This is a genomic window from Kribbella sp. NPDC026596 (genome assembly GCF_040638415.1).
Classification (GTDB): domain Bacteria; phylum Actinomycetota; class Actinomycetes; order Propionibacteriales; family Kribbellaceae; genus Kribbella.
Window position 1 is genome coordinate 74,250 of the sequence record NZ_JBEZYF010000007.1, and the last position, 13,815, is coordinate 88,064.

Sequence of the window (13,815 nt, forward strand, 5' to 3'; positions counted from 1 at the left end):
CACATCGGGGATGCCCCCAGAGGACCCCGGAGTCGCCCGGACGCCGGGTGCCGCCAGGCAGGCTTTTCGGGGTTCTCCCGGAGGGGACCCTGAGCAGGGTCAACCGGTGCTGAGGAGACAGCCGGGGACAAGCCCGCTGGTGTCGGCCCTGTCCACATGTGACGATCGTTGTGATGAGCCAGCCAGCAGCCACGCCCTCGGGCGGGTCCTCCGCGAACGGAGCCCCTCCCGAGTCTCCGCCTGCGCAGGCTCAGTCTCCCGGCACGGACCAGTGGCAGTACAAGGGCTGGGGTCCGAAGGGGCCGAAGCAGTACCAAGGTCCGTATGCCGCCTACGCCGCCCGGCAGGCCGCCGCCGCGCAGGTCGCGGGAGCCGCGGCCGGGAACGGGTACGCCGGTGCGGGCCCGGCGTTCGGTGGACCGGCCGGGCCGGGCTACGGGCCAGGCTTCCCCGGGCAAGCGTCCGGCGGTCAGGCGTACGCCGGTCAGCCGGGTCAGCCGGGTCAGCCGCGGCCGCCGATCGACGCACCACCGGTCCGCCGGGCGTATCGCCGTACCGAGGGCCGGATCGTCGCCGGCGTCGCCGGGGGCATCGCGGATCACCTCGGTGTGTCGGACACGGTCGTCCGGCTGGTGCTGATCGCGGCCACGGTCTTCGGCGGGTTCGGCGTACTGATCTACGCGGCGTTGTGGTTCCTGATGCCGCTGGCGCCGCAGACCATGCCGGCCGCGCCGGGGCTGGCGGCGCACACGCGGAGCGGGATGCGCTCGGACGAGCCGCCACCGCCGGTGACCGAGGCCAAGGAGCGGAAGCGGGAGAAGAGCCGCGGTCAGGTGACGGCGCTGGTGGCCATCGGCGTCGGGCTGCTGCTCCTGCTGCAGGTCGCCGGGCTCGGGATCGCCGGGAAGATGTTCTGGCCGCTGGTGTTCGCCGGCACCGGTCTGGCGCTGATCTGGCGACAGGCTGACGAGAGTCAGAAGGCCGAGTGGACCAAGGGGATGCGCGTCCCGTTCCTCGGTGTCCTGCTCGGCAAGGGTGGCTGGAAGTCGCTGACCCGGATCGCGGTCGGCCTGGTCCTGATCGGGACCGCGGTCACCGTGTTCCTGGTGCAGAACGGCCGGCTCTCGATGGTCGGCGACGTACTGATCGCGCTGTTGCTCGCGGTGGTCGGGCTGGGTGTCATCGCCGGGCCGTGGGTGCACCGGCTGACTCGGGACCTGAACGCGGAGCGGGCCGAGCGGGTCCGGTCGCAGGAGCGCGCCGACATGGCCGCCCACCTGCACGACTCGGTCCTGCAGACGCTGGCGCTGATCCAGAAGCAGGCCGACGACCCGCGCGCCGTGGCCCGGCTGGCGCGGTCGCAGGAACGTGAACTGCGGTCCTGGTTGTACGACGAGGACGACAACACCGACCAGACCCTCGCCGGTGCCGCCAAGCGGGCCGCGGCCGAGGTCGAGGACTCGCATGGCGTGCCGGTCGAGGTGGTCACGGTCGGGGACTGTGACCTGACCGAGGGGCTCTCGGCGATGGTCCGGGCCGCGCGCGAGTCGATGGTGAACGCGGCCAAGCACTCCGGTGCGGCGAAGATCGACGTGTTCGTCGAGGTGGACGGGGACCGGGCGGAGATGTTCGTCCGCGACCGCGGCAAGGGGTTCGACGTCGACGGCGTGCCGGACGACCGGCTCGGCCTGCGGCACAGTGTGATGGGCAGGATGGAACGGCACGGCGGCCGCGCGATGGTGCGGTCCGATCCGGAGACAGGGACCGAAGTGCGACTGGAGATGGACAGATGAGCAGCAGGCGCGTTGTCGTCATCGACGATCACGACATGTTCCGGGCCGGGGTGCGCAGCGAGATCGGCGCCTCGGTCGACATCGTCGGGGAGGGATCCGACGTCGACACCGCGGTCAAGGCGATCGTGGGTACCGAGCCCGACGTCGTACTGCTGGACGTCCACCTGCCCGGTGGCGGCGGTATCGAGGTGATGAAGCAGGTCCACCAGCGGCACCCGGACGTCAAGTTCCTGGCGCTGTCGGTATCGGACGCGGCCGAGGACGTGATCGGCGTGATCCGGGCCGGCGCCCGCGGCTACGTCACCAAGAACATCAGCGGCACCGAGCTGATCGACGCGATCAACCGGGTCGCGGACGGTGACGCGGTCTTCTCGCCGCGGCTGGCCGGCTTCGTCCTGGACGCCTTCTCCGGCGCGATCGACATCGCGACGGTCGACGAGGACCTGGATCGCCTGTCGCAGCGAGAGCGTGAGGTGCTGCGGTTGATCGCGCGCGGCTATGCCTACAAGGAAGTCGCCCGCGAGCTGTTCATCTCGGTGAAGACGGTCGAGACCCACGTCTCCTCGGTGCTACGCAAGCTCCAGCTGTCGAACCGCCACGAACTCACCCGCTGGGCCACCGACCGCCGGCTCGTCTGACCCACCCAAGCCCTCTCCACCCCGCATGCATCGTCACGCGCTCGAGGGGAGAACCTGGGCGTCGACATGGGAGGGAAATGTCCCTCATTGGGGGTAAAACCCTCCTAGGTTGACCTGCCGATAGCGGGGCTCAGTCCGGTTGCCAGGACGTGCGGCGGACCGACTTGGGGAGGCCGGTGGCACTGGGAGCACCGAGCACGCGTGAGATCCCGCGGGCGGCGGCCTTGATCAACGGGACCAGGGTCAGTGGATCGTGGCGCCCGTACGGGACGACCGTCGACACCGCGGCCACGACCCGGTCGTCGGCGCCGTACACCGGTGCCGCCACCGAGAGGCTGATCTCCTCGATCGCGCGACTGCTGATCACATACCCGTCGCGCCGGATGTCCGCGAGCCGGCGCCGTAGCTGCTCGCCGTCGGCAACGGTATGACGGGTGAAGCGCTTGAGCGGTCCGGCGATCACGGTCTCCTGCAGTTCGCGGTCGGCGTGGGCCAGCAGCACCAGGCCCACGCCGGTCGCGTGCAAGGGCAACCGGCCACCGACCCGGGTGAACACATGTACCGCACCGCGGCCGGAGATCCGCTCGAGGAACACGGCATCGGCCCCATCGAGTACGGCGAGCTGCGCATGCTGCCGGGTCGCCTCGAAGACGTCCTCCAGGAACGGCATCGCGAGCTCGCGCAGTCCGAGGCCGCGTGGGGCGAGCGCGGCGAGCTCCCACAGCCAGAGGCCGATCCGGTAGCGGCCGTCGGCGTCACGCTCGAGCGCGCCGCCCTGCAGCAGCTCGCGCACCAGCCGGTGAGTCGTGGTGAGCGGCAGTCCGGAGCGCCGGCTGATCTCCGAGAGAGTCTGGGACGGCGTGCGATGGCTGAAGGTGCGCAGCACCGCCAGCAGTCGCGAACTCACACTCGCCGTCATGCGCGCAGTATGGCGTTCCTTCCGCTGAGCGGAAACCGTGTGCTTCCGGTGAGTGGAAGGTCAAACGCTCGTACGACGCTCAGCGGTTGGCCGACGTGTAGGGCAGAAGGGCCATCTCGCGGGCGTTCTTGATCGCCCGGGCGACCTGCTTCTGCTGCTGCACCGACAGCCCGGTGACCCGGCGGGAGCGGATCTTGCCGCGGTCGGAGATGAACTTGCGCAGCAGCGCGGTGTCCTTGTAGTCGATGTAGGTGATGCCGTCGCGGTCGAGCGGATTCTGCTTCGGCTTGCGCTTGCCGGTCGGGGCCGGACGTCGAGGCATGGCCACCCCTCCTTTGTTGAATGTCGTTTTCATTTAGCATAACGCAAGGGCCTGCTGGTGGCGGGTTTTGGACAGGGCAGACATTCGCCACCCCGGCAGAGGCGGTACCGGCTTGGTCGCTGTTATACCGTCGACTGCTATGGAGCGGAATCTCACAGCCGAACAGCTCGCGCTCTTCGAGAAGGAGTTCGCGTCGAACCCGCAGTACCGGGTGATGCAGAACGCCGTCACGCAGACGCCGGTCAATACCATCGCCCTGGACCGACAGGTGGTCACCTCGATCGACCACTCGGTGTCGAACCTGCTGGACGACTGGAAGGTGACCAACCAGAAGAAGAGCGGCCGTTGCTGGCTGTTCGCCGGGTTGAACCTGCTGCGCGCCGGCGCGGCCGGGAAGCTCGGGGTCAAGGACTTCGAGTTCTCCCAGAACTACGTGCTCTTCTGGGACAAGTTCGAGCGGGCCAACTTCTTCCTCGAGGCGATCATCGACACCGCGGACCGCGACGCCGACGACCGGACGGTGGCGCACCTGCTGTCCGACCCGATCGGTGACGGCGGCCAGTGGAACATGTTCATCGCGGTGGTCCGCAAGCACGGCCTGGTGCCGAAGTCGGCGATGCCGGAGACCGAGAGCTCGTCCTCGACCGGGCAGATGAACGACATCCTGCGCAAGCTGCTCCGCCAAGGTGCGCGCGACCTGCGGGCGCTGGACGGCACGGAGGCACGGCGCGACCGCAAGCAGGAGATCCTGACCACGGTGCACCGGGTGCTGAGCATCCACCTCGGGACGCCGCCGCAGAAGTTCCTGTGGCAGTGGAAGGACGGCGACAAGGCCTTCCACCGCGACGGCTGGACCACGCCGGCCGAATTCGCGGCGACGTACGTGCAGCTGCCCGTCGACGAGTACGTCTGCCTCGTGCACGACCCGCGGGAGACCAGCCCGGTCGGCCGGACCTTCACCGTCGACTACCTGGGCAACGTCATCGACGCCCCGCCGGTGGTCTACCTGAACGTCGACATCGACCTGATGAAGCAGCTCACCCAGGACGCGGTCGTCGGCGGTGAGCCGGTCTGGTTCGGGTGCGACGTCGGCAAGCAGATGAACGCCGACCTCGGCTACTGGGACGCCAAGCTGTACGACTACGGCTCCGTCTACGACACCGAGTTCAGCCTGAACAAGGCCGACCGGCTGGTGCACCACGAGACGCTGATGACGCACGCGATGCTGTTCACCGGTGTGGACGTGCTCGACGGTCAGCCGCGGCGCTGGCGGGTGGAGAACAGCTGGGGCGACGAGAAGGCGGACAACGGCTTCTGGACCATGAACGACTCGTGGTTCGGCGAGCACGTCTTCGAGATCGCCGTCCGCCGGTCCGCCCTGCCCGCCGAGCTCCAGGCGCGGCTCGACGACGAGCCGATCGTCCTGCCGGCCTGGGACCCGATGGGCGCCCTCGCCGACTAGAGGATCAACCGCAACGCCTCGGACGGACGCTCGAGGGTCGGCAGGTGGCCGGCCCACGGGAGGTCGATCCGCTCGACGTTCGGCAGCCGCTCGGCCAGGTAGGTCGCGGAGTCGGCGAAGAACTGGAAGTCATGCGCGCCCGTGATCAATCGCACGGGCGCGCTGATCTTCTCCGGCTCGACGGCGTACTCCTCGTTGTCCACGTCGTCACCGGCGGCGATCTGCACCTCGTAGGCCCGCTTCTGCATGGCCCGGAGCAGCTCACGTGCTTCATCGTCCGCGTCCGGCCCGATCCAGCTCCGCACCATCAGGTCGGTGGCCGCGTCGACGTCACCGGCCTCGAGGAACTGGTTCTCCTCGGCCCACACCGCCCGCAGGTCGTCCGTCGGTACGACGTTGTCCGTCGGCGCGCAGATCAGCACCAGCCGGTTGAACCGCTCCGGCTGCCGGCTGGCCGCCTGCTGTACGACGTACCCGCCGAACGACGCACCGACCGCGGCCACGCTGTCCACGCCCAACTCGTCGAGCAGTTCCAGCAGATCGCCCGCGTCCGAGTACTTGGCGCCCGCCTCCAGCGGAGTCTCGCCGTACCCGCGCAGGTCAACCGTGATCACCCGGTGGTCCGCCTTCAGCTCCTCGACCTGCCGTCCCCACATCCGTGCATCCGCAACTCCCGCGTGCACGAGCAGCACCGCCGGTCCAGTCCCAACCACCGCATGAGAAATCGTCATGCCCGCACCCTGACTCGTCCGGCGGACAACCGCAAACCCGTTTAGCGCAGGCGGATGACGGTGAATCCTTCGGCGTAGCGGTTGGCCGGGAAACCCGCGGCGGTCGCCCGGCGGCGGCTCAGGGACCGCATGTGGTCGGCGAGCGTCTCGGGATCGCGGTGCTGGCTGGGGTGCGACATCAGGGCGGCGATCTTCTGGTCCATGGTGTCGGTGATGTCGACGTAGTGGTTGAGGTCGGCGTGCTCCATCATCCAGAGCTCGCCGACGTCCCACGCCTCCTCGACGAGCTCGGTGAAGGAGTACGGGTTGCCGGCCGCGGGGTAGAAGGCGCGGACGGTCGCCTCCGCGGCAGCGAGGTGGTCGGGGTGCGAGACCTGGAGACGGGACCAGTCGCGGTCGGGGGACTGAGTCAGCAGGCGCTGCGGGCGGATCCGCCGGATCAGCTGAACGATGTCCCGGACCAGGTCCGGCGTCGGCTCGACCGCGCCGTCGGCGTACCCGAGGAAGTGCAGGTCGGTGACGCCGACGTGCCCGGCCGCCGCGGTCTGCTCGGCCCGGCGGACCGCGGGGATCTCGGCCCGGTCCCGGTCCGGCTCGAAGCCGCCCTCCTGACCGTCGGTGACGATGCAGTAGTGCACCTCGATCCCGGCCTTGGTCCACATCGCGACCGTGCCGGCGCCGCCGAAGTCGATGTCGTCCGGGTGCGCGACGACCGCCAGCACCCGCTCGATCTCACTGTCCGGTCGTGGATTCCCCTCAGGCACGCTCACCCGTCGACCCTAACTGGGTACTTGCCTGGCACGGCAAGCTGGTTTCCAGGGAGGGGACGATGGACTTCGGCGGCGTGTGTGAACCACAGGACGTCGGCCTCGACGCCGGCCGGCTCGGTGCGGCGCTCGAGCTGGTCGAGGCTCGTGGAGCGATCGCGCAACTGTGTGTCGTCCGCGACGGCCAAGTCGTGGTCGACCGGAGCCTCGGCTGTCCGCCGGACGCGCTGTTCTGGCTCTTCTCCGCGAGCAAGCCGTACGTCGCCATCGTCATCCATCAGCTGGTCGAGTCCGGCCGTCTCCACCTGGACGACGCGGTGGCGGCGTACTGGTCCGGGTTCGGGCACAACGGCAAGCGGGAGATCACCGTCCGTCACGTGTTGCGGCATCGGTCCGGTGTGTCCCACGCCGGGTCGTACTTGGGAGACGTCCGTGCGATGGCCGACTGGGACCGGTCGCTGCAGCGGATCGAGGACGCCCGGCCACGCTGGCCGATCGGCACGGTCGCGTACAGCCCGCTGGCCTACGGGTTCATCCTCGGCGAGGTCGCCCGGCGCTGCGCCGGCCGGCCGATCGAGGAGTTGGTACGGCGCTCAGTCCTCGAACCACTCGGGGTCGCCGACACCTACCTCGGGTTGCCGGAGGACGAGTGGGAGCGGGCTGTCCCCATCCGTGCTGCCGGTCTGGCCGGCCCGTTCATCCAGTCGGTGGTGAACCGCCGCAGTACGCGGGAGGCCGTCGTACCGGCGGCCGGCATCTCCACCACCGCGCGGGACTTGGCCGCGCTCTACCAGGCCCTGCTGCAGGGCGGTCTCGGTCCGGCCGGCCGGATCCTGCGGCCGGAGACGCTGGCGAACGCGGTCGAGCCGAGCAGCGAGGGCGAGTTCGACCCGGTCGCGCGAGCGCCGATCCGCTGGTCGCAGGGGTTCCAGCTCGGCGGCCCGCGCTCCATCCCGGGAGCGGTCAGCTCGCTCGGGTCGGCGAGCAGCCCGCGCGCCTTCGGTCACAACGGCAGCAACTGCTGTCTCGGCTGGGCCGACCCGGGCCGGCGGATCGCCTACGCCTACCTCACCAATCGCGTCGGCCGCCCGAAGGCCGACCTCGCCCACCACGCCGCCGTCTCCGACGAGATCCTCGCCGCGGCGGACTGATCAGGCGAAGGCGGCGAGTGGGACCCGTTCGGTGATCACCTCGTCGACGATGCCGTACTCCTTGGCCCCTTCCGCGGTCAGCACGTGGTCCCGGTCGGTGTCGTGCCGCAGCCGCTCGATCGACTGCCCGGTGTGCCGCGCCAGGATCTCCTCGACCTGTCCACGGACCCGGACCACCTCGTCGGCCTGCAAGATCAGGTCCGGGATCGTGCCCTGGCCACGGGCGGCCGGCTGGTGCAGGACGATCCGGGCATGCGGCAGGACGGCGCGACGCCCCGGTGCACCCGCTGCCAGCAGCACCGCCCCGGCCGAGATGGCCTGGCCGACGCAGTACGTCGCGATCGGCGACTGGATGAACCGCATCGTGTCGTAGATCGCGAGCATCGCGGTCATGTCGCCGCCCTCGCAGTTGATGAAGATCCCGATCTCCTGCTCGGGCTTGTCCGCCTCCAGGTGCAGCAGTTGCGCGATCACGGCGTTCGCGACGCCGGAGTCGATCGCCGTACCGAGGTAGATGATCCGCTCACTGAGCAGATGCGAGTAGACGTCCATGATCCGCTCGCCGCGCGGGTGCTGCGCGATGACATTGGGGATTGTGTAGCTGCTCATGCGGCCGCCTTTCGTGCGGGCATCACTTGGTCGAAGGACTCGACGATGTGGTCGATGAAGCCGTACTGGCGGGCCTGTTCGGCGGTGTACCAGTGGTCGTGCAGGGAGTCCTCGTGCACCGTGTCGAACGGCTGCCCGGTGTCCTCCGCGATCAGCGCCAGGACCGTATCGCGGATGTGCCGCAGGTCGTTGGCCTGGATCTCGATCTCCACCGCGGATCCGCCGATCCCGGCCGATCCCTGATGCATTAGCACCCTTGCGTGCCGCAGTGCGTAGCGCTTGCCCGGCGTACCGGCCGACAGCAGGAACTGTCCGGCGCTGCAGGCCAGTCCGATCGCCAGTGTCGACACGTTGCACGGCACCAGCCGCATCACGTCCCGGATCGCGAGCATCGACGGCACCGAGCCGCCGAGCGAGTGGATCCACAACGCGATGTCGGCGTCCGGGTCCTCGGCGGCCAGCGTCAGGATCTGGGTCGCCAGCAAGGTCCCGTTGTCGTCGTCGAGTGTTCCGTCCAGTACGACGATCCGCTGCCCGAGCAACCGCTGCCGGGCCGACTCGTTGAACAGCGGCGCTTTGTTGTCTTCTGCCATGTCTTCCACCCTGACCGGGCGAACCATGGTGACCCCAGCTTTTCTGCTGACGGCAAGTCTGCCCACAGCGGACAAGGTCCTGCTCTGGTTCGGCAACCCCGACCCGGTGGTGCTCCAGCTCACCCGTCAGCTCTCCTGAGGACCCGCCGTACCCGATCGGCGAAGTCCGCTGGGAAGGTGTGGCCGAGTCCGGGATCCGCTCGATCGTGCAACCGTAGGCAGTCAGCCGCTCCTCGGCGCCGTCCACGACCTCGAGCAGGTCGTCGCCGGCACCGATCCAAATCGTTGCCGGTGACAACGGTCCCGTCGCCTCCTCCGGAAGCTCCCGCAGCGCGGCGCCATCAACAGCGCGCCGAGCGCGGCGTCGGCCAGAGGAACTCGATGCGATCGACCGGGGCGTCGAATCGGGAGGTCTGTGTCATGGGCGGACCGCTCGGCCGAGGATGTGGGGGGAGGCTGGGTTGAAGCCGGTGGGTGGGAAGTCGAAGCGGTCCAGCGTGGTGATGGTGAAGCCCGCAGCGGTGATGGCGGCCGCTGTGTCGCGGTGGAGGTGGCAGCCGCCGCTGAACCAGGGGTAGACGGTGGCGTCCGCGACTCGCTGGACCGTGGTCAGCCGGCTGCCGGCCGACCCCGCGACGTGTTCGTAGAACCGGAGTTCCCCGCCGGGACGGAGGATCCGGAAGGCCTCGGCCAGGGCGACTGCCTGGTCCGGGACCGAGCACAACACGAGCGACGTGACCACGGCATCGACCGAATCGTCCGCGAGCGGCAGGCGTTCCGCCGTACCGTTCACGACCTCCACGCGCACCGGCGCGACGGTGGCCAGGTGCTCGGCCTTGGCCCGCAGATACGGCTCGGGCTCGACGGCGACGACGCTCGTCACCTCGGCCGGGTAGTGCGCGAAGTTCCCGCCGTCCCCGGCGCCGACCTCGAGCACCTGACCCGCCAGCCCGTCCAGCAGTTGCTTGCGGTGCCCGGCCACGCCGTGGTCGTCCAGCTGTGGCCGCACCCGCGCGTAGAGCCGCGCGAACATCGGATGTCCCATGCCCACCCACCCTAAGCGGCCGAGGAGACACCCCGTTCGAACCGGCGTTCGGTAACTGTCGGAGGGAGCGCCTAAGGTGTTGGTGATGACTACGCTGTTCTCGCCTGATGAGCTCCCGGTGCCGCTGGAAGAGCCGAAGACGCATCGGACCGATCCGGATGCGCTGCTGAAGGGGCTCAATCCGCAGCAGCGGGCCGCCGTCGTGCACGCGGGCAAACCGCTGCTGGTGGTGGCCGGTGCGGGGTCCGGCAAGACCCGGGTGCTGACGCGGCGGATCGCCTACCTGCTGGCGGCCCGCGACGCGCACCCCGGATCGATCCTGGCGATCACGTTCACCAACAAGGCCGCCGCCGAGATGCGCGAGCGGGTCGTGGACCTGGTCGGCCCGCGGGCGAAGCTGATGTGGGTCTCGACGTTCCACTCGTCGTGTGTGCGGATCCTGCGCCGCGACATCAAGCGGTTCGGGATCAACTCGACGTTCTCGATCTACGACGACACCGACTCGCGCCGGCTGATGACGCTGGTCTGCCGCGAGCTCGACCTCGACGTGAAGCGGTACAACCCGCGCGCCGTGCTGAACTGGATCAGCACCCAGAAGAACGAGCTGATCGACCACGAGACCGCGGCGGCGAAGACCGAGAACCATCTCGAGGAGACCTACGCCGAGTGCTACCGGGTCTACCAGGAGCGGCTGGCCCAGGCGAACGCGCTGGACTTCGACGACCTGCTGATGACCACGGTCAACCTGCTGCAGGCCTTCCCCGAAGTCCGTGAGTACTATCGCCGCCGCTTCCGCCACGTGCTGGTGGACGAGTATCAGGACACCAACCACGCGCAGTACACCCTGATCCGGGAGCTCTGCGGCGAGGACGACCCGAACTACAACGGCCCGACCGCACCACCGGCCGAGCTGATGGTGGTCGGCGACTCCGACCAGTCGATCTACGCCTTCCGCGGCGCGACGATCCGCAACATCCTCGCCTTCGAGGAGGATTTCACCGGCGCCGAGACGATCCTGCTGGAGCAGAACTACCGCTCCACCCAGACGATCCTGACCGCGGCCAACGCGGTGATCAGCCGGAACGAGGGCCGCAAGGCGAAGAACCTCTGGTCCGACCAGGGCCAGGGCGAGCAGATCGCGGTGTACGTCGCCGACAACGAGCACGACGAGGCCCAGTTCGTCGCCGACGAGATCGACCGGCTCACCGACGCGGACGGGGTGAAGCCGTCCGACGTGGCGGTCTTCTACCGGACCAACGCGCAGTCGCGTGTTTTCGAAGAGGTCTTCATCCGCACCGGCCATCCGTACAAGGTCGTCGGCGGCGTCCGGTTCTACGAGCGCAAGGAGGTCCGCGACGCGCTCGCGTACCTGCGCGTGCTGGTCAACCCCGAGGACACCGTCTCACTGCGCCGGATCCTCAATGTGCCCAAGCGTGGCATCGGCGACCGGGCCGAGGCCGCGATCGAGGCGCTGGCGGCGCGGGACCGGACCTCGTTCGCCCAGGCGCTGCGCCGGGCCCAGGACGCGCCGGCGATGGCGTCGCGATCGGTGAACGCCGTCCAAGCGTTCATCGACATCCTCGACGAGCTGACCGCGATGGTCGACTCGGCCGCCCCGCCGGACGACATCCTGGACGTCGCGCTGCACCGCTCCGGGTACTACGAGGAGCTGCAGAAGTCACCGGATCCCCAAGACGAGACCCGGCTGGAGAACCTCGACGAGTTCATCTCGGTGGCGCGCGAGTTCGTGGAGGAGCGGACCGCGGCCGGTGAAGCCGCCGATCTGCAGGCGTTCCTGGAGCGGGTCGCCCTGGTCGCTGACGCGGACCAGATCCCGGATGCCGTCGACGACGGTGGCGTGGTCACGCTGATGACGCTGCACACCGCGAAGGGACTGGAGTTCCCGGTGGTCTTCCTGACCGGGATGGAGGACGGTGTCTTCCCACACTCGCGGTCGCTGACCGATCTGAAGGAGCTCGAGGAGGAGCGTCGGCTCGCGTACGTCGGGATCACGCGGGCCCGGCAGCGGCTGGCGATCTCGCGGGCCGCCGTCCGTTCGGCGTACGGCGCTCCGCAGCACAACCCGCCCTCGAGGTTCCTGGAGGAGATCCCGGCCGAGCTGCTCGACTGGCGCCGGGACGAGTCCGCGATCACCCGCTGGTCGGGCACCGGGACGACCCGCGGCAGCGGGATCTCCAGTCGCTACGAGCCACCGCGGAAGACGGCCTCCGACAAACCGGTGATCAGCCTGAATCCGGGTGACCGCGTGGTGCACGACAGCTTTGGCATGGGCACGGTCGTCGTGGTCCGCGGCGAGGGTCAGCAGGCGCAGGCGGACATCGACTTCGGATCCGAAGGTGTGAAGCGGTTGCTGCTGCGTTACGCACCGGTAGAGAAGATCTGAGGCATATCTCCGTCAAGGTTTTGGACGTTACCTTGTGTAAGAGCCGGAGATTGAGACAATCAAGGATCTCCGCCCCCTCCCGGAAGCGTCCTCCCTGATGCCCAAGTCCTCGGCAGGCAGTCACCGCCGGATCATCCTGGCGGGGGCCAACCCTGGGCTGCGGCTGTTCGACGAGAACGGCAGGGTGACGGCGTACGCGTCGATCTGGATGGTCGACTGGTCCATCCGCGGCCCCGGTACGGCGGTGGTCCTCTGGTTCGACGGGATCGTCCGGGTGGTCTCCGAGGACGTCGACCTGGCCGCCTGGCTGGAGCGGTACTTCGTCCGTTCGTTCCTCGAGGTGCAGGGTCTGCCGTGGCACGAGCCCGCGATCGAGCGTGACCTGGTCCAGGTCTCGATGAACCTCGCCGAGGGCCTCACCGCCAAGGCGGCCGACATCCAGATCGAGATGGGCGGCGTCCTCGACCGCCGGCTGTTCGCGACCGACAACTTCCAGCTGGCCGACGGCAACCACAGTCTGAGTCTGGTGATCGCGCCGGTCCGGTCCGCCACGGTCTCGATCGGCGGCGCCTCGGTCCCGGGCTTCGTGCAGGTCGACGGCTCACCCGACAAGCCCGGCTCGTCCGCCTTCCTCACCACCGCCGAGGTCTGGCAGCGCTGACCCTCTGCCTTACGCTGTACGAATCGAGCGTAGGAAGGGGATGCAGGTGGCGACCCAAGCGTCTGAGCCGCGGACTCCGCTGAGCCGGGACCGGGTACTGCGGGCCGCGGTGGCGATCGCCGACGCCGACGGGCTCGAGGCCGTCACGATGCGCCGGATCGGCGACGCCCTCGGCGCCGAGGCGATGTCGCTGTACTACCACGTGGCGAACAAGAACGCCCTGCTCGACGGCATCGTCGACGTCCTGATGGACGAGCTCAACGCGGTCGTCGACGGTGACGACACCTCCGGCGGCTGGAAGGCGGCGATGCGGCGCCGGATCCTGACCGCCCGGCAGCTCATGCTGCGGCACCCCTGGGTGCCGCGGCTCCTGGAGAGCCGGACGACGATGCGACCGGCGGTGGTGCTGTACCACGACGGGCTGGTCGGCCTGATGCGCTCCGGCGGCTTCAGTTACGACCTGGCACACCACGCGCTGCACGCCTTGGGTAGCAGGGCCCTGGGCTTCTCGCAGGAACTGTTCGATCCGTCGGCCGGAGCCGGCGCCGAGTCCGAGCGGATGCTCGTCGACCTCGCCGACCAACTCCCGAACCTGGTGGGCATGCTGTCCGAGATCGCCCACGACGACCCGGACTCGACACTCGGCTGGTGTGACGACCAGGCCGAGTTCGAGTTCTCCCTCGACCTGATCCTCGACGGCCTCGATCGGCTCCGCTGACC

At 69.1% G+C, this 13,815-nt stretch carries 15 protein-coding genes; 8 read left to right on the forward strand and 7 right to left on the reverse strand.

The window, feature by feature from the left end:
• The first annotated feature begins 173 nt into the window (after positions 1–173).
• Positions 174–1,793 (forward strand): PspC domain-containing protein, encoded by a 1,620-nt coding sequence (locus tag AB0E63_RS07945; RefSeq protein WP_360363012.1) that lies wholly within the window; start codon positions 174–176, stop codon positions 1,791–1,793.
• Positions 1,790–2,431, forward strand: a complete 642-nt coding sequence (locus AB0E63_RS07950; RefSeq protein ID WP_360363014.1) for a response regulator transcription factor — start codon at positions 1,790–1,792, stop codon at positions 2,429–2,431. Before AB0E63_RS07945 ends, AB0E63_RS07950 begins: the two co-directional genes overlap by 4 nt.
• 130 nt (positions 2,432–2,561) lie before the next feature.
• Here the strand turns inward: AB0E63_RS07950 and AB0E63_RS07955 are convergent, their stop codons facing one another.
• Together AB0E63_RS07955 and rpsR are read right to left on the reverse strand one after the other, a co-directional pair.
• On the reverse strand, positions 2,562–3,350 hold the full coding sequence (locus AB0E63_RS07955; RefSeq protein ID WP_360363016.1) for an IclR family transcriptional regulator: 789 nt from the start codon (positions 3,348–3,350) through the stop codon (positions 2,562–2,564).
• A gap of 79 nt (positions 3,351–3,429) precedes the next feature.
• A complete protein-coding gene (gene rpsR / locus AB0E63_RS07960) occupies positions 3,430–3,672 on the reverse strand; it encodes a 30S ribosomal protein S18 (RefSeq protein ID WP_131352936.1) in 243 nt (80 codons plus the stop codon).
• 139 nt (positions 3,673–3,811) lie between these two features.
• Between rpsR and AB0E63_RS07965 the strand changes: the two genes are divergently transcribed.
• Positions 3,812–5,134: a C1 family peptidase gene (locus tag AB0E63_RS07965; RefSeq protein ID WP_360363019.1), complete on the forward strand. Its 1,323-nt coding sequence runs from the start codon at positions 3,812–3,814 to the stop codon at positions 5,132–5,134.
• On the opposite strand, the gene AB0E63_RS07970 is transcribed toward AB0E63_RS07965, so the two are convergent.
• Both AB0E63_RS07970 and AB0E63_RS07975 read right to left on the reverse strand, forming a co-directional pair.
• The gene (locus AB0E63_RS07970; RefSeq protein WP_360363021.1) at positions 5,131–5,865 is read right to left on the reverse strand and encodes an alpha/beta hydrolase; all 735 of its coding nucleotides are present in this window, start codon (positions 5,863–5,865) and stop codon (positions 5,131–5,133) included. The two genes, AB0E63_RS07965 and AB0E63_RS07970, sit on opposite strands and share 4 nt — an antisense overlap.
• A gap of 41 nt (positions 5,866–5,906) precedes the next feature.
• Positions 5,907–6,635 carry a PIG-L deacetylase family protein gene (locus tag AB0E63_RS07975; protein ID WP_360363023.1) on the reverse strand — a complete coding sequence of 243 codons (729 nt, stop codon included), beginning with the start codon at positions 6,633–6,635 and terminating at the stop codon, positions 5,907–5,909.
• A gap of 59 nt (positions 6,636–6,694) precedes the next feature.
• Between AB0E63_RS07975 and AB0E63_RS07980 the strand changes: the two genes are divergently transcribed.
• The gene (locus AB0E63_RS07980; protein ID WP_360363025.1) at positions 6,695–7,783 is read left to right on the forward strand and encodes a serine hydrolase domain-containing protein; all 1,089 of its coding nucleotides are present in this window, start codon (positions 6,695–6,697) and stop codon (positions 7,781–7,783) included.
• Here the strand turns inward: AB0E63_RS07980 and AB0E63_RS07985 are convergent, their stop codons facing one another.
• Complete coding sequence (locus AB0E63_RS07985) at positions 7,784–8,392, reverse strand: ATP-dependent Clp protease proteolytic subunit (protein ID WP_360363027.1); 609 nt, start codon at positions 8,390–8,392, stop codon at positions 7,784–7,786.
• Positions 8,389–8,985, reverse strand: coding sequence for an ATP-dependent Clp protease proteolytic subunit (locus AB0E63_RS07990; RefSeq protein WP_360363029.1), 597 nt, complete (start codon positions 8,983–8,985; stop codon positions 8,389–8,391). The genes AB0E63_RS07985 and AB0E63_RS07990 overlap by 4 nt, the downstream gene beginning before the upstream one ends.
• On the opposite strand from AB0E63_RS07990, the gene AB0E63_RS07995 reads away from it, so the two are divergent.
• Positions 8,984–9,124: a hypothetical protein gene (locus tag AB0E63_RS07995; RefSeq protein WP_360363031.1), complete on the forward strand. Its 141-nt coding sequence runs from the start codon at positions 8,984–8,986 to the stop codon at positions 9,122–9,124. The genes AB0E63_RS07990 and AB0E63_RS07995 overlap by 2 nt on opposite strands.
• A 279-nt stretch (positions 9,125–9,403) precedes the next feature.
• On the opposite strand, the gene AB0E63_RS08000 is transcribed toward AB0E63_RS07995, so the two are convergent.
• Positions 9,404–10,030 (reverse strand): class I SAM-dependent methyltransferase, encoded by a 627-nt coding sequence (locus AB0E63_RS08000; RefSeq protein WP_360363033.1) that lies wholly within the window; start codon positions 10,028–10,030, stop codon positions 9,404–9,406.
• 85 nt (positions 10,031–10,115) lie between these two features.
• Here AB0E63_RS08000 and pcrA point away from each other — a divergent pair, with 85 nt between their 5' ends.
• The 3 genes from pcrA to AB0E63_RS08015 all read left to right on the forward strand — a co-directional run bounded on the left by pcrA (position 10,116) and on the right by AB0E63_RS08015 (position 13,813).
• Entirely contained in the window at positions 10,116–12,434 is a 2,319-nt protein-coding gene (gene pcrA / locus AB0E63_RS08005; protein ID WP_360363035.1) for a DNA helicase PcrA, read from the forward strand.
• Positions 12,435–12,531: 97 nt separating this feature from the next.
• Positions 12,532–13,095, forward strand: coding sequence for a hypothetical protein (locus tag AB0E63_RS08010; RefSeq protein WP_360363037.1), 564 nt, complete (start codon positions 12,532–12,534; stop codon positions 13,093–13,095).
• 46 nt (positions 13,096–13,141) lie between these two features.
• Positions 13,142–13,813 carry a TetR/AcrR family transcriptional regulator C-terminal domain-containing protein gene (locus tag AB0E63_RS08015; protein ID WP_360363039.1) on the forward strand — a complete coding sequence of 224 codons (672 nt, stop codon included), beginning with the start codon at positions 13,142–13,144 and terminating at the stop codon, positions 13,811–13,813.
• Positions 13,814–13,815 lie beyond the last annotated feature (2 nt).